General features: G+C 33.0%; 24 protein-coding genes and 1 tRNA gene. 13 read left to right on the forward strand and 12 right to left on the reverse strand.

The features are described from left to right. Positions 1-61: 61 nt before the first annotated feature. Both C794_RS06645 and pepF read left to right on the forward strand, forming a co-directional pair. Entirely contained in the window at positions 62-1,234 is a 1,173-nt protein-coding gene (locus C794_RS06645) for a competence protein CoiA family protein (protein ID WP_017796349.1), read from the forward strand. A gap of 69 nt (positions 1,235-1,303) precedes the next feature. Then, the gene (pepF, locus tag C794_RS06650; RefSeq protein WP_017796350.1) at positions 1,304-3,103 is read left to right on the forward strand and encodes an oligoendopeptidase F; all 1,800 of its coding nucleotides are present in this window, start codon (positions 1,304-1,306) and stop codon (positions 3,101-3,103) included. A gap of 548 nt (positions 3,104-3,651) precedes the next feature. Here the strand turns inward: pepF and C794_RS06655 are convergent. The 3 genes from C794_RS06655 to C794_RS06665 all read right to left on the reverse strand — a co-directional run bounded on the left by C794_RS06655 (position 3,652) and on the right by C794_RS06665 (position 5,621). Further along, positions 3,652-4,557: a ClpXP adapter SpxH family protein gene (locus tag C794_RS06655; RefSeq protein ID WP_017796351.1), complete on the reverse strand. Its 906-nt coding sequence runs from the start codon at positions 4,555-4,557 to the stop codon at positions 3,652-3,654. A gap of 18 nt (positions 4,558-4,575) precedes the next feature. Further along, on the reverse strand, positions 4,576-4,962 hold the full coding sequence (locus C794_RS06660) for a globin domain-containing protein (protein ID WP_017796352.1): 387 nt from the start codon (positions 4,960-4,962) through the stop codon (positions 4,576-4,578). Positions 4,963-5,054: 92 nt separating this feature from the next. Further along, positions 5,055-5,621, reverse strand: a complete 567-nt coding sequence (locus C794_RS06665; protein WP_017796353.1) for a CYTH domain-containing protein — start codon at positions 5,619-5,621, stop codon at positions 5,055-5,057. Between the two features lie 172 nt (positions 5,622-5,793). Between C794_RS06665 and yjbM the strand changes: the two genes are divergently transcribed. Genes yjbM through C794_RS06680 form a run of 3 tightly spaced genes read left to right on the forward strand, consistent with a single transcriptional unit; the run spans position 5,794 to position 8,128 of the window. After that, positions 5,794-6,402 (forward strand): GTP diphosphokinase, encoded by a 609-nt coding sequence (yjbM, locus tag C794_RS06670; RefSeq protein ID WP_017796354.1) that lies wholly within the window; start codon positions 5,794-5,796, stop codon positions 6,400-6,402. Positions 6,403-6,423: 21 nt separating this feature from the next. Continuing rightward, the gene (locus tag C794_RS06675) at positions 6,424-7,227 is read left to right on the forward strand and encodes an NAD kinase (RefSeq protein ID WP_017796355.1); all 804 of its coding nucleotides are present in this window, start codon (positions 6,424-6,426) and stop codon (positions 7,225-7,227) included. A 1-nt stretch (position 7,228) separates the two neighbouring features. Then, positions 7,229-8,128, forward strand: coding sequence for an RluA family pseudouridine synthase (locus C794_RS06680; protein WP_017796356.1), 900 nt, complete (start codon positions 7,229-7,231; stop codon positions 8,126-8,128). Here the strand turns inward: C794_RS06680 and prpE are convergent. Then, a complete protein-coding gene (prpE, locus tag C794_RS06685) occupies positions 8,120-8,866 on the reverse strand; it encodes a bis(5'-nucleosyl)-tetraphosphatase PrpE (RefSeq protein WP_017796357.1) in 747 nt (248 codons plus the stop codon). The two genes, C794_RS06680 and prpE, sit on opposite strands and share 9 nt — an antisense overlap. A 375-nt stretch (positions 8,867-9,241) precedes the next feature. Between prpE and mgtE the strand changes: the two genes are divergently transcribed. Both mgtE and C794_RS06695 read left to right on the forward strand, forming a co-directional pair. Then, entirely contained in the window at positions 9,242-10,621 is a 1,380-nt protein-coding gene (mgtE, locus tag C794_RS06690) for a magnesium transporter (protein ID WP_017796358.1), read from the forward strand. A 185-nt stretch (positions 10,622-10,806) separates the two neighbouring features. Further along, positions 10,807-11,268 carry a CotO family spore coat protein gene (locus tag C794_RS06695; protein WP_017796359.1) on the forward strand — a complete coding sequence of 154 codons (462 nt, stop codon included), beginning with the start codon at positions 10,807-10,809 and terminating at the stop codon, positions 11,266-11,268. 45 nt (positions 11,269-11,313) lie between these two features. Here C794_RS06695 and C794_RS06700 read toward each other — a convergent pair whose 3' ends face one another. Next, complete coding sequence (locus C794_RS06700) at positions 11,314-11,784, reverse strand: CotY/CotZ family spore coat protein (protein ID WP_017796360.1); 471 nt, start codon at positions 11,782-11,784, stop codon at positions 11,314-11,316. A 233-nt stretch (positions 11,785-12,017) separates the two neighbouring features. On the opposite strand from C794_RS06700, the gene C794_RS06705 reads away from it, so the two are divergent. Next, positions 12,018-12,272 (forward strand): hypothetical protein, encoded by a 255-nt coding sequence (locus C794_RS06705; protein ID WP_017796361.1) that lies wholly within the window; start codon positions 12,018-12,020, stop codon positions 12,270-12,272. A gap of 64 nt (positions 12,273-12,336) precedes the next feature. Here the strand turns inward: C794_RS06705 and C794_RS06710 are convergent, their stop codons facing one another. From C794_RS06710 to C794_RS06735, 6 genes are all read right to left on the reverse strand, one after another. After that, positions 12,337-13,047, reverse strand: a complete 711-nt coding sequence (locus C794_RS06710) for a YetF domain-containing protein (RefSeq protein ID WP_017796362.1) — start codon at positions 13,045-13,047, stop codon at positions 12,337-12,339. A 116-nt stretch (positions 13,048-13,163) separates the two neighbouring features. Then, positions 13,164-13,589, reverse strand: coding sequence for a GNAT family N-acetyltransferase (locus C794_RS06715; RefSeq protein WP_017796363.1), 426 nt, complete (start codon positions 13,587-13,589; stop codon positions 13,164-13,166). 8 nt (positions 13,590-13,597) lie between these two features. Further along, entirely contained in the window at positions 13,598-14,110 is a 513-nt protein-coding gene (locus C794_RS06720) for a YjcG family protein (RefSeq protein WP_017796364.1), read from the reverse strand. Between the two features lie 88 nt (positions 14,111-14,198). Next, the gene (locus tag C794_RS06725; RefSeq protein ID WP_017796365.1) at positions 14,199-14,924 is read right to left on the reverse strand and encodes an alpha/beta hydrolase; all 726 of its coding nucleotides are present in this window, start codon (positions 14,922-14,924) and stop codon (positions 14,199-14,201) included. 90 nt (positions 14,925-15,014) lie between these two features. Continuing rightward, positions 15,015-16,820, reverse strand: coding sequence for an ABC transporter ATP-binding protein (locus tag C794_RS06730; RefSeq protein WP_017796366.1), 1,806 nt, complete (start codon positions 16,818-16,820; stop codon positions 15,015-15,017). After that, positions 16,810-18,540, reverse strand: a complete 1,731-nt coding sequence (locus tag C794_RS06735; protein ID WP_017796367.1) for an ABC transporter ATP-binding protein — start codon at positions 18,538-18,540, stop codon at positions 16,810-16,812. Before C794_RS06735 ends, C794_RS06730 begins: the two co-directional genes overlap by 11 nt. A 566-nt stretch (positions 18,541-19,106) precedes the next feature. Between C794_RS06735 and C794_RS06740 the strand changes: the two genes are divergently transcribed. Further along, a tRNA-Val gene (locus C794_RS06740) sits at positions 19,107-19,179 on the forward strand. 209 nt (positions 19,180-19,388) lie between these two features. Here the strand turns inward: C794_RS06740 and C794_RS06745 are convergent. After that, entirely contained in the window at positions 19,389-19,667 is a 279-nt protein-coding gene (locus C794_RS06745; protein WP_017796368.1) for a YrhK family protein, read from the reverse strand. Positions 19,668-19,904: 237 nt separating this feature from the next. Between C794_RS06745 and C794_RS06750 the strand changes: the two genes are divergently transcribed. The 4 genes from C794_RS06750 to C794_RS06770 all read left to right on the forward strand — a co-directional run bounded on the left by C794_RS06750 (position 19,905) and on the right by C794_RS06770 (position 22,903). Then, the gene (locus C794_RS06750; protein ID WP_017796369.1) at positions 19,905-20,090 is read left to right on the forward strand and encodes a YjzC family protein; all 186 of its coding nucleotides are present in this window, start codon (positions 19,905-19,907) and stop codon (positions 20,088-20,090) included. A 565-nt stretch (positions 20,091-20,655) separates the two neighbouring features. Beyond that, the gene (locus C794_RS06760; protein WP_017796371.1) at positions 20,656-21,219 is read left to right on the forward strand and encodes a GNAT family N-acetyltransferase; all 564 of its coding nucleotides are present in this window, start codon (positions 20,656-20,658) and stop codon (positions 21,217-21,219) included. A 1,169-nt stretch (positions 21,220-22,388) separates the two neighbouring features. Then, positions 22,389-22,643: a hypothetical protein gene (locus C794_RS06765; protein WP_017796372.1), complete on the forward strand. Its 255-nt coding sequence runs from the start codon at positions 22,389-22,391 to the stop codon at positions 22,641-22,643. 50 nt (positions 22,644-22,693) lie between these two features. Continuing rightward, positions 22,694-22,903, forward strand: coding sequence for a hypothetical protein (locus C794_RS06770; protein WP_017796373.1), 210 nt, complete (start codon positions 22,694-22,696; stop codon positions 22,901-22,903). The last annotated feature ends 181 nt before the right edge of the window (positions 22,904-23,084 follow it).

Genomic DNA, 23,084 nt, shown 5'->3' on the forward strand with positions numbered 1-23,084 from the left:
TTGGAAGGATTTTTTTTATAACTGTCGAAATAGGTCTATAGACGGGAGGTGAATTAATTTAGTGCAAAAAGCAATGAATAAACATGGTAATTTCATTATACTGTTTCAAGAATCAGAAAGAAATATCATACAATGGAAACAGAATAAAGAACCTTTTTATTGTCCAACCTGTAATTCTAAAGTAATTATTCGATCAGGTCGAAAAGTAATTGCTCATTTTTCACACTTACCACATTCATTTTGTAGATATGGTAACGGAGAGGGAATGTATCATGAAATGGGTAAATATTTGCTTTATCAATGGTTAACTGACCAAAATATTGAAGTTGATTTAGAAGTATATTTTCCACAAATCAATCGAAGAGCTGATTTGGTAATAAAAGTATTAAATAAGATAATTATTATTGAATTTCAATGCGCGAAAATATCTGCAGAAGAAATTGCGGAAAGAACAAGTGCTTACAATCAAATTAATCTGCATGTTATCTGGATTGTTGGGATGAATCAATTTCGAAGGTTGAGTAATAATCAATTTAAATTAAGTTCTTTTCTTCAATCTTGTATTCACTTATTTCCACAACAAAAAGTTCCTGTTCTATATTTCTTCGATCCAACTACTCGGCATTTTGCCTCACTATCACATATTTACCCATATCAATTTACTAAAGCTTTTGCTACGATTAATATAGCCCCAATACAAACCATCCCATTCCAAAGAATCTTTAAAGATATACCTATTTCTTTAAGATTTCCTCAAGTTTGGATTGAACAACTTCAACAAATACGTAATAAACCGATTATTCATCCAGGTAAGGAAATGAACTGGAGAAGGAAATTATATGAGCAAGGCATAATTTTTCATCATTTACCCAGTATTTGCTTTTTGCCAAATAAATGGCAAATCCATATGAATACTCCTTTTTGGATGTGGCAAACCGAAATAATTATAAATCTAATACAAGATCTTTCCATATCTGCTACATTAACCATTTCAAGATGTGCAAAGATATTAGATGAAAATATTATAAAACAATTGCCAAATATTCATCAGAAATACTCTGCAATACATTCTTTTTTAACAAATCTTGAAATCCTCGGTTATTTAAAAAAGACCTCAAATTCTACGTATGTTAAATTAAAGAATGTAGAAATGTATGTTCATCTAGAAGATGCGCTTAAAGGAGATGAAAAAATAATAACTCAATTATTTTTGGAAAAAAAGGGCAAAATGTGAGCATGATTCTATATTATTTCGTTATACTAAGTAATATACTATGTTGAGAGAAGATAAGGAGGAGTGCACATGAGTAAAGAATTACCTAAAAGAGATGAAATACCGACAGATCTTACTTGGAAATTAGAGGATATTTTCCCTAGTGATGATGCTTGGAAAGAGGAGCTTAAATCATTAAGAGCATCGTTCCCTGAAATAACTGAATTTAAAGGAAGATTACATGAGTCTGCAGATACATTATTTTCTTTATTTAAAAAGCAAGATGAGCTTTCTCAACGTTTAGGCATGCTATACACGTATGCACATATGCGTTATGATCAGGATACGACAAACTCTTTTTATCAAGGGTTAAATGCGCAAGCTGAGAATTTAATAACTATTGCCTCCAGTAATTTAAGTTATATTGTACCTGAGATTCTTACCATTGAAGAAAATAAGTTACAACAATTTTTAGAGGAACATGAAGGATTGCAAGAATATAAGAAGGTACTTGAAGATATTAATCGACAACGCCCACACGTATTAAGTGAAAAAGAAGAGGCGTTACTAGCAGAAGCATCTGAACCAATGTCTACAGGATCACAAACTTTTGGTATGCTAAATAACGCAGATTTAACATTCCCATCAATCACCAATGAAGATGGGGAAGAGGTAGCAGTAACGCACGGAAGATATTCTACATTTTTAGAATCAAAGGATAGAGACGTTAGAAAAAGCGCGTTTGATGCTGTGTACCAAACATATGAAAACTTTAAAAATACATTCGCTTCAACGTTAAGTGGTACAGTAAAGTCTCATAACTTCAGCGCAAAAGTACGTAATTATGATAGTGCTAGACAATCTGCGCTAGATGATAATAACATTCCAGAAAAGGTTTACGATAACTTAGTAGAAGCAGTAAATGAACGATTACCATTATTGCATCGTTATACAAAGTTGCGTAAAAAAGTATTGGACCTAGATGAATTGCATATGTATGATCTTTATACTCCGTTGGTGAAAGATGTGAAAATGAAGGTAACATATGAAGAAGCAAAAGAATATGTAATAAAAGGTCTGAAACCACTCGGTGATGACTATAAAAAAGTATTAGAATCTGCCTTTGAGAATCGTTGGATTGATGTTGAAGAGAATAAAGGGAAGCGAAGTGGTGCTTATTCATCCGGTGCTTATGGAACAAATCCATATATCTTGATGAATTGGCAGGATGACATTAATAATACATTCACGCTAGCACATGAATTAGGTCACTCCGTGCATAGTTATTACTCAAGAAAGCATCAACCATTCAGGTATGGTAATTATTCTATCTTTGTTGCAGAAGTTGCTTCTACGACAAACGAAGCATTGTTAAATGATTATTTATTAAATCATTTAGAAGATGAAAAAGAAAAATTATATATTTTAAACCATTTCTTAGAAGGGTTTAGAGGTACCGTGTTCCGTCAAACGATGTTTGCTGAATTTGAACATGAAATTCACAAACAAGATCAAGAGGGAGAGGCATTAACAGCTGAAAAATTCACTCAAATCTACTATGAACTAAATAAAAAATATTTTGGTGAAGATGTGGTTTCCGATGAATATATCGGATTAGAGTGGGCCAGAATACCTCACTTCTATTACAATTATTATGTGTACCAATATGCCACAGGTTACTCTGCTGCTACTGCGCTTGCACATAATATATTAGAAGGAAAAGAAGGTGCCAATGATCGCTATTTACAATTCTTGCAATCAGGAAGTAGTGAAGATCCAATCGATGTATTGAAAAAAGCTGGTGTTGATATGATATCTAAACAACCCATTTTAGATGCATTGGATGTCTTTGAAGAAAAATTAGCAGAGATGGAACAATTATTGGGCTAATAAAAAAGAGTTCGAGTTTCTACTCGAACTCTTTTTTTCTTCCCGTTACATGTGGGATATAAAAAAAGATATCCTTTTTATCGATATGAGGTATTCATTTTACTGATAGATTGTAATGTTAAATAGATACAAATGATAAAAAGGGGAGCTGTAAAATATATCGGCATCATTTCTAACATGGCAAGTAAATTTAAGAAGAAGGCTAACACGGTAAGTATAAAAAATAGAAATGGGAAATAGTTTTTGCGCCTACGCATCTTTGCCAACTTCCTCCTTTCATGAAATGTAATGAACTAGCTATTTGAGTCTATGTATTTCATAAATAAATTAGAAGTGAACTTTTTGTGAAAACATGAACATAAGTGTTGCATCTATAGAAATGAATTGTTAATATTAAAATGTAAGTTGAATACAAACAAATACCCCTTTTGTTTGATCATGAAACTTTCTCCCATCCCCCTTTGTAGATATACAAAGACGGAAATAGGATATACGCTGCCCCGTATATCCTATATTTTTGTTCAAAAAAGCTAAGACTTAAATTTGTCTTAGCTTTTTTTAGTGTCTATATATTTCCAGAATGAACCGTACTTTGCTGGAATTCGTTCCACAATTTGTTGAAACTGGAGTTTTTTCATTTCTTTTTCTGTTTTATCTAAAGACCAATCATATACGACGGAAATTTCTTTTGTACCCAAAACTTGATAATGTTTTAAAAAATCAATTAAAGGTGGTGTGGATGATGGAATTGGTGTCTTCTGCAATATTTCTTTTAGTACGAGTTCGTAAATTTCGTACGGATATAGTCCAGAAATTTTCACACCTTCATCCTCTACAGATTGATTAAAAAAAACGATTGTTGGAATATAATCAACTTCCATTTCTCTCGTTAGTTTTAAATCACACTGCAATGCTTTCTTTGCACTGGAAGAAAATAAATCACGTTCAAATTCTTCAATATCCAATTTCGCTTCGGTGGCACATTTTAACAATATTTTTTCATCAGAAATATTCTCTTTATTAATAAATAAGTTCTCTTGAAGCTTACGTACAAACATTTTTCCAGCTTTTTTACCTTGTAGTTCTGCAGCTTTTATTGCTAGGGACGGTACATAAGGATAATCAATTGGATTTTCATCCCATATATTACCATCACAACTCATTCCTGTTCGTTTTGCAGTCCGTTCCCAAATATCTTTTAATTTTTTTGGTTTTTCAAATACATCAACATTAAGATTAGATAATTGTCCACTTACAATTTGCCTAATGGTAAAAAAACGTCCATATTCAACAGAAAGTTTTTTAATATATGGTTCTAATGACCAGCATTCTGCACATAAAGGATCAATAAAAACATACATTTCTATTGGCTTCTGAACATAATCAATATAGTTATAATTGGGCGATGTGTTTGTATGATTGGAGCTGGTAAGCTCTTGTTGATTCCAACTCACATCGGATTCTCCTTTCTCTCATTCAGGCGTATTCATCATGTGATTAGCAGTTAGTGTTAATCGTTCCATCATAGCTGTACGATAAGGTTCTTTAATTTCAGCTTCTTCTAAAGCTGCTGCCATACATGTTAACCAAGCATCTCTTCGTGTTGGTGTAATGGGAAAGGGAAGGTGTCTCCTACGTAACATTGGATGACCTCTTTCTTCTTCATATAGTCTAGGGCCACCGAAAAATTGCGTGAGAAACAGCATTTGTCTCCTGATCGTTTCTGTTAAGTCATCTGGAAATATTGGTTTTAAATCTGGATGATCATTAACTCTTGTATAAAATGCATGAACAATATTATTCATTGTTTTATAGCCACCAATGGCTTCATAGATAGTACGATGTTCAATCTGTTCCATAACAATTCTCCTTGTGTAACTATTGTAGCAACCCAGTTATGGTTGTTCAACCAATCTGATCGAGGAATATTTCTCCATAATTTTTGTCAACGTTACATTTGATGGAAAAAACGCTCTATTTTAGAAGGAGTTTGTCGAATAGGTATATGATATTTATTTAATAATCCATGAAATACTTTTTCCCCATGTTCTTTTGTCGCAGATTCTAATTCTAATTCGAAATCCTCTATACCTAAATAGTTACTATGATCTAAGACCAATTGAGTGCCATTAAATTCAATTTCCATTCGATTTGTAGTAAGATATCCAGCATAATTAAGACTTGTAGGTGAGATATTCATTTCACTTAATTGTTTTGTTGTATGTGGCTTTTGTATTATTTCACCGTGTATCCATTTTTGGAATTCTTGTTCCGTTAAATCATCATGAGTTTCTAATAATCCATCTTCATGTGGTTGTTTTAAGGTTAATTGATACTGCCCTTGCTTCTTTCTAATTCGTAAAGCTGATCCATGTTTCTTTAAATCAAAATTTTTTGTTTCAAAATAATAGTTCGTTTGTTTAACAGATGAGGTTGGGAACGATAAATCCTGCTGCAACTGGATAAATTCATCCTTGGTTAATAAGTTTTTATATTCAATTTCGATTTCTTGTGACATCTTCATTGTTCTCCTATTCGTAGAAAGCTTATATCTATTATGGCTAATAACAGTTTTCAATGCAAAAAATAACTATCATCGTTATTAAATAGCAGGGGATAGTACTTGTTGATTATTTTGATTATGATAAAATAGGATTGGCAATTATTAGAATACGTTTAGGGTGATAACCATGAATTGGGAATCAACACTTGCTCCATATAAGCAAGTAGTCGAGGAATTAAAAGTAAAGTTAAAAGGGATGCGTTCCCAGTATGAAAAAGAGTCAAGTCATTCACCAATTGAATTTGTAACAGCGAGAGTGAAGCCAGTACCAAGTATCATAGAAAAAGCACAAAGCAGAGGTATTGCTATAGAGAATGTGGAAAGAGAAATGCAAGATATTGCTGGTGTAAGGGTTGTTTGTCAATTCGTTGATGATATTTATACGATTGTAGATATGCTACAACATAGAAATGACTTTGAAATTGTTGAAGAGAAAGACTATGTATCCCATAAAAAAGATAGTGGTTACCGGTCATATCATATGATTATTAAGTATCCAGTAGAAACGATACATGGTGAAATGATTGTATTGGCTGAGATACAAATTCGAACGTTAGCAATGAATTTTTGGGCAACGAATGAGCACTCATTAAATTATAAATATGATGGAAAGCTGCCATCTAAGGTTAGATTGCGATTACAAAAGGCGGCTGAAGCAGCCTTTAAATTAGATGAAGAAATGTCTAAAATAAGAAGTGAAATTCATGAGGCACAAAGAGTGTTTCATCGTAAATAATAGTCGAAGGAGAAATAATAAATGAACTTTAAAATTGTCTCAAAAGGTGATGATCGTTCAGAAAAAATAAAAGCAATGATGCGTCAATATTTATCCGATTTTGGATTAGTTTATGATAAGGAAGCCCCCGACTTAGTAATTTCTGTTGGAGGAGACGGTACATTCCTGGAAGCATTTCATCGCTATGTTCATCGATTAGAAGATACAGCTTTTATAGGGATACATACTGGGCATTTAGGTTTTTATACAGATTGGACTCCAAACGATGTGGAAAGACTGATCATAGAGATTGCAAAAACTCCTTTCCAAACAGTGGAGTACCCTTTATTGGAAGTAATTATTAGAGGAAAGTCAGGCGGGAAAGAAGATCGCATTCTTGCTTTAAATGAAGCAATGATTAAAACAGCGGATGGTTCGTCTGTGGTCTTTGATGTGGAGATAAAAGGTGAGCATTTTGAAACATTTCGTGGAGATGGAATCTGTATTTCTACACCCTCTGGAAGCACTGCATACAATAAAGCACTTGGAGGTGCAATTCTGCATCCATCGTTAGAAGCAATCCAAATAACAGAGAATGCATCCATTAATAATCGAGTTTTTCGTACTATCGGTTCACCTCTTATACTGCCAAAACATCATACTTGCTTCTTAAAACCAATGGTAGATAGCAGCTTTCTAATTCAAATTGATCACTTTACAAAGAATTATCAAAATGTAAAATCGATACAATGTAGAGTAGCAAAAGAGAAGGTACGGTTTGCTCGCTTTAAGCAGTTCCCGTTTTGGAATCGGGTTCGAGATTCCTTTGTATCGGAGGAAGATTAACTTGATTTTACGGTGGAAAATCAAGAAGAATGAAGAGGGTATGTTGATTAAAACATATTTACAACAAATCCATCATTTTTCTAGAAGGTTACTTGTTTCTTTGAGGAAGGAACCAGGCAGCATACAAGTAAACGGAACTTCACAATGGGTAACTTATAAATTGCAGAGCGAAGACATTCTAAAAATAGTATTTCCTAATGAAAGACATAGTGATGTGATCACACCGGAAAAATTACCTTTAGACATTATTTATGAGGATGCGTACTGCCTTGTAGTAAATAAACCTGCAGGACAAGCATGTCTACCATCTATGAACCATCATAACAATACGCTAGCAAATGGATTAACTTATCATTATCTAGAAAATTCGATACCTTCTACTGTTCATATTGTTACCAGGTTAGATGTGCAAACGTCTGGCCTGGTTTTAGTAGCAAAGAATCAATATATTCATTCTTTGTTTTCACAAATGCAAAAAGAAGGAAAAATTCAACGTGTATATGAAGCGATTGTTCATGGAGAAATAATCCAAAAGTCAGGCATCATCGATGCTCCTATTGGTAGGAAAGAAGGATCGATTATTGAGCGTACGATTGACGTAATCAATGGCAAACATGCTATAACAAACTATACTGTGGTACGCTCTGATTATAGAGCTTCACGATTAGAAATTAAATTAGAGACAGGGAGAACACACCAAATAAGGGTACATTTTCAATACCTTGGCCATTCTTTATACGGTGATGATATGTATGGAGGAGAAAGAGACATTATACAGCGCCAAGCTTTACATTGTAAGCAAATTACAATGTTGCATCCAATAACAAATGAAAAAATACAGCTTGACGCAAATATTCCACAAGATATGGGAATCTTATTGAAACGATTAAGGTTAGGTTGATTCGCCAAAATGAGTAAATTTGTCACTGATAAACGGTTGTTTAGAGGGGATGGAGACAAATTCATCTTCTGGAAATTGATAAGCCGTCAACTTATTTCCGAATACACAACCAGTATCAATATTTATTGTATGATTTATAATACGTGGTTCAAGTACAGGAGTATGTCCATATACAATCCATATATCACCGTGATAATGTTTGGCCCAATCGCGGCGAATTGGTTTTCCCTTTTGATCGAATTCTCCTGTAATATCCCCGTATAACACAAATGTTTTTGTTTGCTTATCTTCTTTTCCGATTAGATGCTCCGGTATACCTGCGTGTGCGATTATTACATTTATATTTTTAAAGTGAAGGTAAAGGGGAGCATTCTCATAGAGCTCCATAAATTTGATTTTTATGTTGTGTTGTTTTTCTGCTGATAAGCTACGAAATTCTGCTGTTGTTGTCTCCAATCCATGTTTTTCCATTACTTTATTTCCTAGAAAGAAACGGTAGAGCTTGTTGCAATGATTGCCTGGGATGTAATAGGCAAGTTTTTCTTTTACAAGTTGATAAACTAATTCTATTACTTTTATTGAATCTGGACCCCGGTCTGTAATATCTCCTACAAAGGCTATAAGACGATTATCAGCATGCTGATATGTACCATTTTTCTTTCGATATCCTAATTTGTACAGTAATGCTTCTAGTTCTTCTAAACAACCATGTACATCACCAATAATATCAATTTTCATATCACTAATCTCCCTATAAAAAATTTGACGGTAAACGTTACTGTGTTTTAATCTATAAAAGTTGGTATTAATTTCATAATAGCTATTTTTATATTTGAATCAATTTTATAATTAATACATTTGGTATAAAATCCGAATGTTGCGTTGTTTGATTTTCGTTACAGAACATTATTATATAACCATTACAAAATGTTCGTATTTAATAAAACTTAGCGATTATGAAATTGATTCACTTAACTGTTTAAAATTGGTTTATACTATATATTCTTATATTAGCATCGTCAAACTTCTATGTCTTATGCTACTTTCTGTTTGATTTTTAATCAACGGGGAAAAATACACTTATGCAGTGTGAAGGAAACTGGGGGGATAACAATGAAACAAGAGCGTTATGACACTCAATATGAAGAACAATTTCAAGAGCATATTGAAAAAGTGAAAACAGCCCTTCAACAAGGGCAAATTGAAGTTTTTCGTGAAGAATTTTTAGACATTCATCCTTATGATCAAGCAATGTTTTTTAATCAACAGGATGAAGAGGCAAGAGGGCAGATATATACGTATTTATCTCCTGAAGAAATGTCAGAAATACTCATAAATATTGATCTTGAAGATGTAACGGCATTTTTTGAGGAGATGGATCCGAGGTATGCTGCGATGATTTTTGCGGAGATGCCAGCCGATGATGCGGTGGACATTTTAAATGAATTGGATAAAGAAAAAGTAGCGAGTTATCTAACAATTATGGATCAAGAGAGTGCGAATGAGATTAAACAATTACTGCACTATGAGGAAAAAACCGCTGGTAGTATTATGACCACAGAATATGTTTCCATTTACAACGATATGACCGTAGCGGAAACCATGCGTTTATTGAAAACAGAAGCACCAGATGCAGAGACTATTTATTATCTGTTTGTTTTGGATGGAAATAAACGCTTAGTAGGTGTACTTTCCATTCGGGATTTAATTATTGCTGATGATGAAACTAAAATTGAAGAATTAATGAGTACAAAAGTGGTTGCAGTATCTGTTGCTAAAGACCAAGAGGACGTAGCGCAAATGTTTCGTGATTATGACTTTCTTGCACTACCTGTTGTAGATTTTCAAGACCACTTGCTCGGGATAATCACAGTTGATGATATTTTAGATGTTATGGAAGAAGAAGCAAGTGAGGACTACTCGATGCTTGCTGCGATGTCTAATACAGATATAAAAGATGACAATGCATTTCGTTCAGCTAGGAAACGATTACCTTGGTTAGTAATCCTACTGTTTTTAGGAATGCTTACAGCCAGTTTGATTGGAAGGTTTGAAGATACATTAAACCAGGTCGCTGTATTAGCCGTGTTTATTCCATTAATCGCTGGAATGGCTGGTAATTCTGGTACGCAAGCTTTGGCAGTTGCGGTACGCGGTATGGCTACGGGAGATTATGATAGTTCTGTTAAATGGAAGTTGGTAGGTAGAGAAGCAATTACCGGATTAATTACTGGAACAGTGTGTGGAAGTATTTTAGTATTAATTATTTATTTATGGCAAGGGAACTTGTATTTAGGATTTCTAGTGGGATTCTCGATTATGGCATCCTTAGTTGTTGCAACGTTGGCGGGAACGTTAATTCCAATGTTTATGAACCGACTCAATATTGATCCGGCTGTTGCATCAGGACCTTTTATTACGACGATTAATGACTTAATTTCCATTTTGATTTATTTTGGAATGGCAACGACATTTATGAGTTATTTAGTATAATGTTTTTTAAAAAAAGACGAGCACTTCCTTTCCATAAGGGAGTGCTTTTTATAAAGATTGCATATTTAAGGATATTCTCATAATTACATTAAACAGCTCTTGTTTATGTACTATTGGGTATGTGCACACAAATCATTTCTAGGTACATATACTAATTAGAGGATGAATGAAGGGAGTATAAAATAATGTCAAAAAAAGAATATGCAAAAGAGCCGTTGCTTTATATTCATCAGCCAGAATTAAATCAGCCAAAAGCCTCGATGCAACATCATTTTATAGGGAATCGTAGAGAAAGTGTGCAGCCTGCAAATGAGACGAAAGAATCCATTACTCCTAGAAAAACAAGGGGTGGAAGACAAGTAAATGCATCGGCAAATAACGAAAATTTTAATCAAAAAAACCATGAACTGAATAGTGAAAAAAAACAATTTAAAGAAATGTCTATCAGCGAAAAGATTGATTATTTCGTCGGCCGTTCGGAGTACGCACCTCCAATTAATTGTTTGGTAATTACTGATCGAAAAAAATATCGAGGGGTAATTTTAGAAATGACAAATGAAGAAGTGAAATTTCGTCTATCTAATCGAAAAAGTAGCATAAAAATCAATTATGAGGATATAAAGGATATTCAATTAGTAGGATTCTAAAAAAACACCATTCAGATGTTTTCTGAATGGTGTTTTTGCTTCTTATTAACGAAATGCATTGATTGCTGGTAAGCAAGTTACATGACAGAAACAATCTAAATCTACAGTAATACAAATGCCTGTAGCTTCTAAATCATGTGTGCTTTGTTCAGTTGGATCTTTTAAGTGATCATATCCACAGCTTTCTCCGTCACTGAGTAGCAATTCAAGAACTGCGCAATTATCTTTATCTACTTTTTTGACACGGAAGATGAAGCTAGAAAGGATATCGCCAATTTTGCTTCTGTGTTCACGAACAGCACCAAATCCTTTGAATGGTTTACAATCCTTGCAATATAGGATAACTGGAACTGTATCTAAACCGTTAGAGGTATCGTTCTCACCTAGCAAGTCGTTGATGGATTGATCACAGCTCGTATCACAGCAATTTTCTACAATGTCATTTTGAGCGTCAACAATATCTTTTAAAATATCTGCTACGCAACTTCCCGTATCGTAATTTTTTCCACAACCCATGAAAAATATCTCCTTTCGCAATTTGAATTTACTTTCCTTATAGGATATGTGTCATAGCATGGATGGTGTGGGCATATATAAGAAAAACTGTGAGTATGACTAGAAATATAAAAATAAATAATTGATTGGAGTTTGTTTTTTCAGAAAAGAGGGTATATTTTTTATACAACAGTCAATTATTAATGAGTCTATACGTATAATATATATAATTATGCTGAGAAAGGAGACTTGATATGGCTTATATTCTTCCAATCGAACATTACCAATATCAAGATTATCAGCAACGAGTGTCACAGGTGAAAATGAATAGAAATTATATTGAAGGTCCGTTTAAAGTTTTGTTAGATCAAAAACATCAAGAAGTTGCTGCGAGACATGAAGGATTACACCCCTCTGTTGATGATAAACACAAAGTATCACCGTATATTTCCAGTGAAGAAATAAGTCTATATACAGGAAAAGGAAGAAAATTTAACGATTATGTATAGCTATTGATAAATAAAAAAGTACCTTATTCTACTATGAAGATAGAATAAGGTACTTTTTTTGAGGTTAGTCCGCATCCCATTTTTGATGATTACGATTTAAATAGGGAAGAAGGAAAAGAGGTTTGTCCTTGATATACTCTGCATAAAATACATCCTCTATCCGTTCATAACCCTCTTTTTTAATCTGTTCCGATAACCATTCTATACTGAGATTTTTTTCCTTTAAATTATCCATTATTACTTCACCATCATTAATCAATGTTGTTGATAAATCGACTTCTGTTGCACTCAATTTTAAATCTTTTCGAGTAGGCATTTGATAGTCCGATTTTTTTAAAATCGATAATGTGCCATTCGCTTCTAAAACGGCAAATTCAACTTCTTGAATAGAAAATGTATCCTTTGTACGAAGTAAATGCTGTAACTGATTAATATCTAGTTTGTTTTTCTTCATAGTGTCTCGAATTAACTTCCCGTTATAAATTACAATGGAAGGAAAACCCTCTAACATGTGGCGAGTGTGCTTGTATTTTTGTGAGATAATTTCTGAGGTATACATAATTACTGCATAAATGGTAATAACGAATAATATATCAATGATTCCAGCATTTTGATCAAATAGAGCATTTCCTACTAATTCTCCAAGTAATAATGCTGCAATAAAGTCAAAGGGAGTTATTTGTGATATCTGCGTTTTCCCAAGAATTTTAGTAACAAGAAAAAGTGCAACAAAACCAATCACCATCTCAAAAAACATGCTGAAATAACCACTCATAATGAAATCTCCCTTCACATATGCATTCAATGCTTAGTGTTACCGAAAAAGTAATAATCATGTAAGGAAGAATAAAAAAAACAGGGAACCAGTTAAATCACTGATTCCCTGCATTATTATAAGTTTTTTAGCATCGTTACATGCGGAATTCCTGCATCCATAAATTCTTCTGATATCACACGGTAGCCTAATTTCTTATAGAAATTTAGTGCGTGAGTTTGCGCATTTAATTTTGCCTTATGATAATTTTGATGTTTTATTTCTTCTTCCATCGCGTTTATCAATTGTTGGCCAACAGATTTTCCACGATGATCTTTTAAAACACAAATTCTTTCTAATTTGCCATAACCATCATCTGTATACCTTAAGCGACTTGCTGCAATAGCAGTATCATTCTCAAAGGCTAAAAAATGAGTAGCAGTAGCATCATGCTCATCTAACTCTTCTTCAGCTGGTACTTCCTGTTCTTCTACAAATACAACCATTCGAATATGATATGCTTGTTCCAATTCTTCTCTTGATTCTGCAATTTTAACTCTCATGCTGAAAATTAATCCTTTCCTAAAACGAATGTTTGGTACACTGTCCAAGATTCGTTGTCCAATTGATACAGTAGTTGAAAACGGTCAACGTAATCTTCCAAATTAAAACCTTCCATTTGTAATCTTCCTAAGATATCGGAAAACTCATCGTGCTCCAATTCTTGAGCAATTGTGATATGCGGTACAAATGGATGCGTCTGATTATCATCAAATTTACCTTCATGTAATTTTGAATGCAAGTCATTAAGCTCTTGAATTGGTTCTACTTTGAAATAAATGGTATTTGTTACTGGCTCAAATGTACTTACTTTATTAATTTGAATATGAAAAGGCTCTGTTTCTTTTGCAATCTTACGAAGTTCCTCAACTGTTTCATTTAATGTTTCTTCGTCAGCTTCAAAAGATTCTTTTAATGTTAAGTGAGGTGGTATTAATGAATAACGTGGATCATATCGTTTTCTTAAAGCGTTAGCTTGATCTTGGATTGATTTAGATGGAAATATTGCAATACCGTATTTCATAATGTAACCTCCTATAGCAATTCGTTCTTTAATTAATAATCAGAAATTGTTTTTTATAGTATAGCAAAAATATACGATAAATAGAAACTTATTCAAATAAACTCGTTAATAATCGTTTCATGTCTTTTTGCCAATACTTCCAGGTGTGTTCACCTTCATCTAGTTCATGGTAGAGGTAAGTAGCACCTTTTTCTTGCAAAATGTCATGAAGTCTGCGGTTTGGTGTTAAGAAATCAGCCCGGTTTCCATCTGTCATAGAAACATCTGTTTCAGCTGTACCAATAGTATGATATATATCGATAGTTGAAAGATTATCAATTTTATCAACTGCTTCCAGTACTGTATCATCTACATATGGAGACTGCATAGCGATTTTTCCAAACGTATTTGGGTACTGAATAGCAGTCATCAGTGCTAATGTGCCAGCTAGAGAGTCTCCAATTAGACTACGTGATCTACCCATATGATAAGTAGGAATTATTGAATCTAATAAAGGTACTACTTCATGGACAAGAAACTTTATATAAGCTTTATTCTGTTCACCAGAAGGATGATATTTTTTTCTTCGATCATATTTATCCTTGTAATGAATACCAACAAAAACTGTATTATTTATTTCTTTTGATTCATGTAATCGATCACTTAAAGTCGCTACTCTACCCATTTGGAAATAATCATTCCCGTCTTGCATGATACAAATATCATATTTGTATAAGTCAGAAAATGATTCTGGCTGATAAATTTGTATAGACATCGATTCATGTAGATAATCGCTATCCATTCTTTTTTCAATCATTTTCCCTTTTCTTCCCACAATTTCCACCTCTGCCTCAAGATTTTGTTTAGTATATCGATAGTCTATCACCGATGACAAATACTGTCACTTAGAATAAGGTAGAAGGTATTAGCTATGTAGCTCATAGTAATACCCCTTTTGTTTCATTAGACTATTGTGATTTCCTTTTTCAATGATTTTCCCATTCTTCATCATCATGATTATATCTGCTTCGCGGATGGTATTTAAACGATGCGCCACAACAAAACTTGTTCTACCTTCCATAAGTCTTTTTAGAGCTTCTTGAATTTTAATCTCTGTGATTGTATCAATATTACTGGTTGCCTCATCCAAGATCAGAATCTTTGGCTCCGCCAGTAATGCTCTAGCTATAGTAAGTAATTGTTTCTGCCCTTGGCTTATGCCACTTCCATCCTGATCAAGAATCGTATCAAATCCTTTTGGTAAATGAGAAATAAATTCGTAAGCATTGGCGTTTTTTGCTGCTTTTTCAACTTCGTGGTCACTAGCAGTTAACTTTCCATATCGAATATTTTCTCTAATGGTTCCATGGAATAAGAATGCATCCTGTAATACAAAAGCCATATGACTTCGAAGGCTGGAACGCTTAATTTTCTTAATGTCCAAACCATCTAAAGTAATCAATCCACTATCATAATTATAGAAGCGGGAGATAAGGTTTATAATTGTTGTCTTTCCTGCGCCAGTGTGTCCCACTAGAGCGATTGTTTCTCCTGGACTAGCTTCAAATGAAATGTTGTCTAATGTTTTAGTGTTTTCGTATCCGAATGAAACATTGCTAAACACGACATGACCATTGGTGTCATTTATAGTAATGGCATCTTTTTCATCTAATTCTTCTTGTGTTTCATCCATAACGTTAAATACACGCTCTGCACCAGCAATGGCTGATAACAACATATTAAATTGATTTGATAATTCATTAAGCGGACGAGTAAATTGTCTAGCATATTCTGTGAATATTACGATAGTACCAACGGTTACTAAGGAAGTATCTGAAACAATTACCAATATACCGCCTACTAAAGCAATTAAACCAAAGCTTAAGAAGTTTAACATATTCATTACTTTTGGAATAAAACCAGAAATAGTTAGAGCCCAGAAACCAGTATTTTTTAAAGCGTTATTTCTTTTTTCGAATTGATTAGTAACGTAATTTTCTTGAGAATAGGTCTTCACCACGTGTTGTCCTGAAACAATTTCTTCTACATAACCATTTACTTCACCAAGGTGCCTTTGTTGCAACTTATACAATGGACCTGTTCTCCTAGTTATCCAGCGCATCGCAAAATACATTACCGGAATGATTGACATTGCTACTACTGTAAGAATAGCGCTCAAATATAGCATGACAACCAATGTACCTATGAGAGTTAGTACGCTTGAAAAAATCTGAATAACGGATTGGTTTAAGGTATTGTTAATGTTATCTATATCATTTGTTAAGCGACTCATCAATTCTCCGTGTTGGCGTTTATCAAAATAGGAAATTGGTAAGCGGTGAAATTGTTCAAACAAATTTTTTCGTAATGTATGAACTGTATTTTGAGCAATTCCAACCATCCAAAAATTTTGTAGAAACAAGGATACAGAATGAATGATATAAACGGCAATTAGAGCAAGTAATAAATACCCGAGTCCGTTAGCTTCTTGTGTAATAATGAAGTTATCAATTGCTCTTCCTACTAAGAAAGGGCCAAGTAACGCAAATATTGAGCTAATTAGGACCATTAGTATAACGAGCGTAAGCATGCCTTTTTCTATTGCTATATATTGCCAAATTCGTTTAAGCGTCGCGCCCATATTTTTGGCTTTTTTTTGTTGATCTGCATTTACACTCGATATATCAATTCTTTTATACTGAAAAGGTGCCTTTAAGGAACTATTTCGCATGATGAGCCTCCTTTTCAAATTGTGATTCAGCAATGGATTGGTATAGCTCTGATTTATGAAGCAACTGTGCATGAGTACCAATATCTAATACTGAACCGTAATCGAGTAATAAGATTCGATCAGACTTTTTTGCCGTCGATACTTTTTGGGTTATGATAAACACAGTACAATGATAACTCTCCAATGCTTGTAAAAATCGAGCTTCGGTTGCTAAGTCCAGAGCACTTGTACTGTCATCTAACATTAGAATTTTAGGTTTGCGAATTAAAGCTCGTGCGATCGAGATACGTTGTTTCTGACCACCCGAAAGATTTACCCCTTTTTGACCGACACGTGTTTCATATTTTCCTTCTAATTGCATAATGGTGTCATGAATTTGAGCGTCTTTAGCAGCTTGAATTACATCATCCATCGTTGCTTCCCGTTTTCCCCAAGCGATGTTATCAAATATTGTTCCTGTAAATAATAATGGGCTCTGAGGCACATAACCAATGCTGTCACGTAAATTTGCAAAAGAATAATCATCTAATGGTAGATCATCAACATAAATGGTTCCTTTTGTCGGGTCATATAACCTCGGCATTAATTGAAATAATGACGTTTTTCCAGAACCAGTTGCTCCGATAATAGCCATACTTTCTCCAGGATTAACGTTGAAAGAAATATCTTTTAACGAGGGTTGTTTTGCATTAGGATATGTAAATGAAACATGGTCATATGTTACTTTTCCGTATTTGACCACTTCTTTATCATCTGATGAAGCTTGTTGTTCTTGTTCATTACGCAATGTTAACACTTCTTCGATACGATTTGCAGATGCTTTCGTTCGTGAAATCGCCATTATAATGAAAGAGAACATAGAAATTGCCATTGATACTCTTAGTGCATAATTTACCATCGTCACTACTTCACCGACATTAGCTTGACCCGCAATAGTTTGTGCATTCCCAAACCATATAATGAAAATTAAGCTCACATTCATTACAAGTAGAAGTATAGGACCTGTGGATTCAATAATACGAAATGTTTTCTTGGTTGCATCAGCTAGCTCAGTATTCGCAATTCCAAATCTATCCTCTTCAAAGCCTCTGCGTGAAAATGCTTTAATTAATCGCATTCCAGCAAGGTTTTCCTGCATGACTCTATTTACGTTATCTACATTCCCTTGGACTTTCGTAAATAACTTACTCGTAATCTTCAAAACAAATAATAAGAAGATAACAAGCAGGGGAACGGTTACTAAGAATATCGCTGCTAATTGTGCATTTACAATAAAAGCCATGATAACTCCACCAATTACAGTAAGTGGAGCTTTCGCCATAATACGTAATGCCATAAAAATCGTATTTTGAATTTGGCGGATGTCATTAGTGAATCTGGTTACTAAGGCAGATGTCGGATATTGATTTAAATTGGCGAAAGAGAAATCTTGAATCTTTTCAAACAGTTTTTGACGAATATCATATCCATATGCAAAACTGACATGGGAGGAAATAAAGGAATTAATGATTCCAGAAACAAGTGAAAGTAAAGCCAATCCAATCATGATACCGCCCCAAAAACCAATATTGCCTAAATCTTGGTTCTCAATGCCTTGGTTAATCATGAACCCTAAAAATAAAGGAAGCAGCAATTCTACAGCTAACTCAACCAACATTAGTAGAAATGCTACAATAGAAGGAACTTTATAAGGTTTTATAAATGAAAAAACATTTCTCAATAATTATCCACCTTCAATTTCAGATAAAAAACAATTTTTTACTATTATAAGACGATAAAGCTTTATTATCCAGTAATTTATTTCGGTATGCGAAATTTTTATAAATGATCTTGGATATTTTTAATATGATGATATAAGTTGAAATTAGAACAAAAAATAGAGTGCTTGCGAATAGATGAACACGTTCAAATATTTTATAAGCACTTTCTGTATTTACCCAGAAAAAGACTTTTTCAATCCATTATATATTTTGATTCAAATTAGTGATAGGACTTGAGGTTACTGACAGTACTTGATTCGAAAAAATTCATCGGGACTTCGTCCTATGATAATGAAGATGAAATGTATTAAAAATTCTACTTTTTAGAAACACTTGATGAAAGTTGTATAAAAAAATAAAAGTTAGTATTTGTATATGGGAGAATTAAAGAATGTTAGTTATGAATAACACGAGAAATGTATTTGTACAGTAGTCAAAGGTGAAAGTGAACGAATAGGTGTGGAGAAACAAATGCTTGTCATAGGTAGATAGAGCGGGTATAATATTTTGTAGTTACATATTTTATGATTCCGTAGCTCAGCTGGGAGAGCGCCACCTTGACAGGGTGGAGGTCGTTGGTTCGAGCCCAATCGGAATCATCCTTAATAACTATTGATATAAAAGGCTTTCTCTTCTTTATGAAGGAAAGCCTTTCTTCTTTGTATATCCAAAATGCCGACATTTTGCCGACCAATTCCTATATTTTATTGGTTTTTGCTGTTTCCTAAAAGTGCATTATCTAGTTTCTGTTGCAATTTTATCTGCTTCTTCGATAGCATGACCATAAAAATTCATAGTTGTTGAAATATCACTTCCTTCTGTAAATCCAAGTTTTTCTTAGTATTTTCAGTAAAGGTCGAATGGTTAGAGATAGACTTCCTAATAAGTATGCAACATTTCCATAGAAGTCTGTAATAGCGAAAAAGTTTAATATGCTACCTGTAACGAAAAATATTCCTACTAATACATCTCCTATTAATTGTAAGAAATTATATTTTTCTTGAAAGTAAACTTCTAGTGATTGGCTATATATGCTAAAGTCTTGTTTATTTCCTTCTTTATAATTTTTTATTCTTGGTATTTGCATATATGTAATCTTCTCCCAATTTTTGCTATATTAATTCCCTTAAAATTCAAATTTTTACTCTACCTCAAGAAGGAATCATTCTATAGTCATGAACAATTAAGTATGAATAATTAAAGATATTATGACGTACGAACTAATTTTAATTTTTTTAGTTTATTTGAAGAAAATAGTGGAATACATTTTACATAGAAAAGTTAGTTTCATAGCTTTTCTAAATAATTTAGGAGGTGGAGAGACATGGCTAACAATCAAACTTACAAAACAGGAGAAAAAGCACCGGAGAGCGGAACATTTAAAGTTAAAAGTTTAGTGAACGGCGGATCAACTAATCAAGATAATACTGAAATTAGAGTTGAAGAAGGCGAGCAATTTCCTCCTTCTCCATCTAGTAATGAAGCTGCCAATTGGGTAAAAGTATCATAAAAAAGAAAAAGCCCTCCTATGGGGGGCTTAATTTCAAACTTTAAGTCTACGTAGTATTGCACCAATCCCAAACAAAACTAATACCCTAAAACCACGATTAGCTACTTCACTTAAAAAACTATTCCATTGGAGTATTTGATTTACGTTTAGATGAGGATTAGCATTCATAGAAGCAATATACCTATATGTGATATCACCAGTCGAATAAATTAGATATATAAAAGCAAAAATTGTAAAAATGTTCGCTATATTTATTAATCGCTTGTTTTTACTATTATCCATTATTTTTTCCTCTACATTTTCCCAAACTCATTTCATTTTAGCTCATTTTCTCTTATCACACAAATCCAAAGGGGAGCCTACCCTATTAACTGAGTAGGTTATTCACCATAAGATCCCATAAGGTCTGTATTTTCTTCTAAGTTCTTCTTGGTTAATATTATTAAATGAATAGTATCATATACCTACGGCGTCTATTTCTAATAAATCTATTTCATCCCACTCTTTTTTGTGTTAACTTTTATGAAATGTAGTTGTATAATTACTGATAAGAGGAGTATACATAATGGCATTAAGATTAGAAAAAATAACAAAAGATTTCAATGATATCAATAAACTTAAGAGATTATTTATAAAAGCATTTCCGAAGAATGAGAGGTTGCCACTTTGGTTTCTTTTAATGAAAGCTGACAAAGATTTTGTTGATTTTATAGGTTTTTATGATGAAGATGACTTTATTGGGTTTACTTATTTAATAACTAATAAGGATTTGACATTTGTTTTGTATTTGGCAATTGATAGTAGTCAAAGATCAAAAGGGTATGGGGGAGCAGTACTTTCGAAGATTAAAGAACTGTATCCAAATAATCGTCTAATTCTCAATATAGAGGCTATCATTTCTAATTCTCAAAACTATGAACAAAGAGTAAAAAGAAAGAACTTTTATATAAAAAATGGGTACGTCAATTCTGGAATCATGTTAAAAGAAAACAAAGATTATTTTGAAATTATGATTAATCAAAATGAATTAATCGAGAAAGAGTACTCTGAATTAATTCAAAGATATTCGGGTATATTCTTTATGTTTGTTAAGCCTAAGTTTATACCATATATAAATGATGAAAATTAATATCCAAACTTTTTTGAAGCTCAACATATTATCAGAATAGTATTACAATATAATTAATTTCTAATAACCTTTTTCATCCCACTCTTTTTAGTAGGTCTTTTCTGTAACGAAATAATTAAATATGACATATCAATAAAGTATAGGTTTACCCTACCTTAAAAAGTTCTTTAATATGTCACAATAGAATAACTATTGCATATATTGTGTTGTATGGCATAAACCTTTTTTATTATTAAATTCAAAGTTTACTTTGCCCTGGCATATAAAGCTAGGGCTACATATGTTGTATATATTGCTAATTGTTGATGATACTATATACAAAAGAAGAAATAACTTCCAAGTTAGTCCTTTTACTCCGCATATAAAACTTGTGGAGTTTTTTTATAACTAAAAATAAAAAATGATTAAGTATAATTTAGGTAATTTATAAAACAATAGAAAAGAATTATTTTAACCTTTAAAAATTTGCCTCAAACTATTTCTAATGCACTAAATAACCCTATGGCCCAACAAATGACTCAGCCTTTACAAAGCATGACTAACAATCAGAGCGGTCAACAATTGGCAGGTGCAGCTAAAAGTGGGACAAACAGTATGCAACAGCAACAAATGAATAATAACGCTCAATAACATTTTAATGATTTTTTTAACTATAATTTTTTAGCAAATACTTTCAAATGGTGTTCTTCTGATTTCTAGCTTCAGTTTTTCCATTTCTAACTTTTTTTGGGCTGTCAACCAAAAATTGTATGTAGTTAGGATTGAAATTACTGAGGCTATTATTTTAGCTAAGCATTCCAATTTTTTCATGTACACCTTTTTATTTTTTGGTATAATTAGAACAAACGTTTGTAATAAACATATAGATGTAAATAAAAAATCGGCCTAAAAGGCCGATTTAATTTTAAAGAAAAAGAAGATAACTTATATGAATATATTAATAAATAATAGAAAATACAGATTTTTCAAACGTTGAATAAGTTACTGAACTTGTAAATCAGATTCAGGAGTTAGGTTAAAAAAATTGTTAAATACGCAGAGTCACTACTTCCCAAAGATATCACAGCATCGAATTGTGATGTTTTTTTAAACCAGACAGAAGCCAATGTGCTTTCCCTATAAATAATCCTTTTCCACATTCCGTTATAGGAAGTTGGAGGGGGGAAAGCATGGAAATAGCAGCAGTAAAAGATTATATTTTAGCTTCCTTATATCAAGGGAAGAATCCAGCTTTTGTTGATTTTGGTGTAGAAAAAGAAACGTTTGCGGAAGCAGCGGAAGGTTTAGTTGATGACGATTTAATAGAAGATATTACCTTTAACCCATCATGTTTACAACATGATGGGTTGTTTGTATATGTACGTTTTTATGTCGAGACGTTAGGGGGACGAGTATGCCAGAAACCAAGGAGATGGAAGAAATAAAGGAGTTTATAACGTCCGTACAGATGTAAAAGTTTACAAGGTTGAGTTAAATGGAAAATAGATCAATTACGGATATGAAGAAAACCGCAGAGAAAATAAAAAAGAGTGCTGCAGATTATCGTTCCAAGGAGAACGAAAAAGATATCGAAACCATTCAAAATAATAATAGGCGGTTAATGATTGCCCTAATCACCATGATTGGGGCTTTTGTATTTCAAATTTTGTATTTCTTATTATCATTTGTATTGGAGCTTAATTGAAAGGGGGGTGAAAAGTATGGATAAAGCTACAACTATTCGTACTATTGCGCTTACTATTACTTAGGTTAATATGTTGTTTCCAACTATGGATTACAACCAATTCCAGTTGTGAGTGAAGATTACAAAATAGTCTAACGAATTTCTAAATGAACTAAAGATATTGTCCTGTGTTCCGATATTT

The sequence above is a fragment of the Oceanobacillus kimchii X50 genome, assembly GCF_000340475.1.
In the GTDB taxonomy this organism is placed as follows: domain Bacteria; phylum Bacillota; class Bacilli; order Bacillales; family Amphibacillaceae; genus Oceanobacillus; species Oceanobacillus kimchii.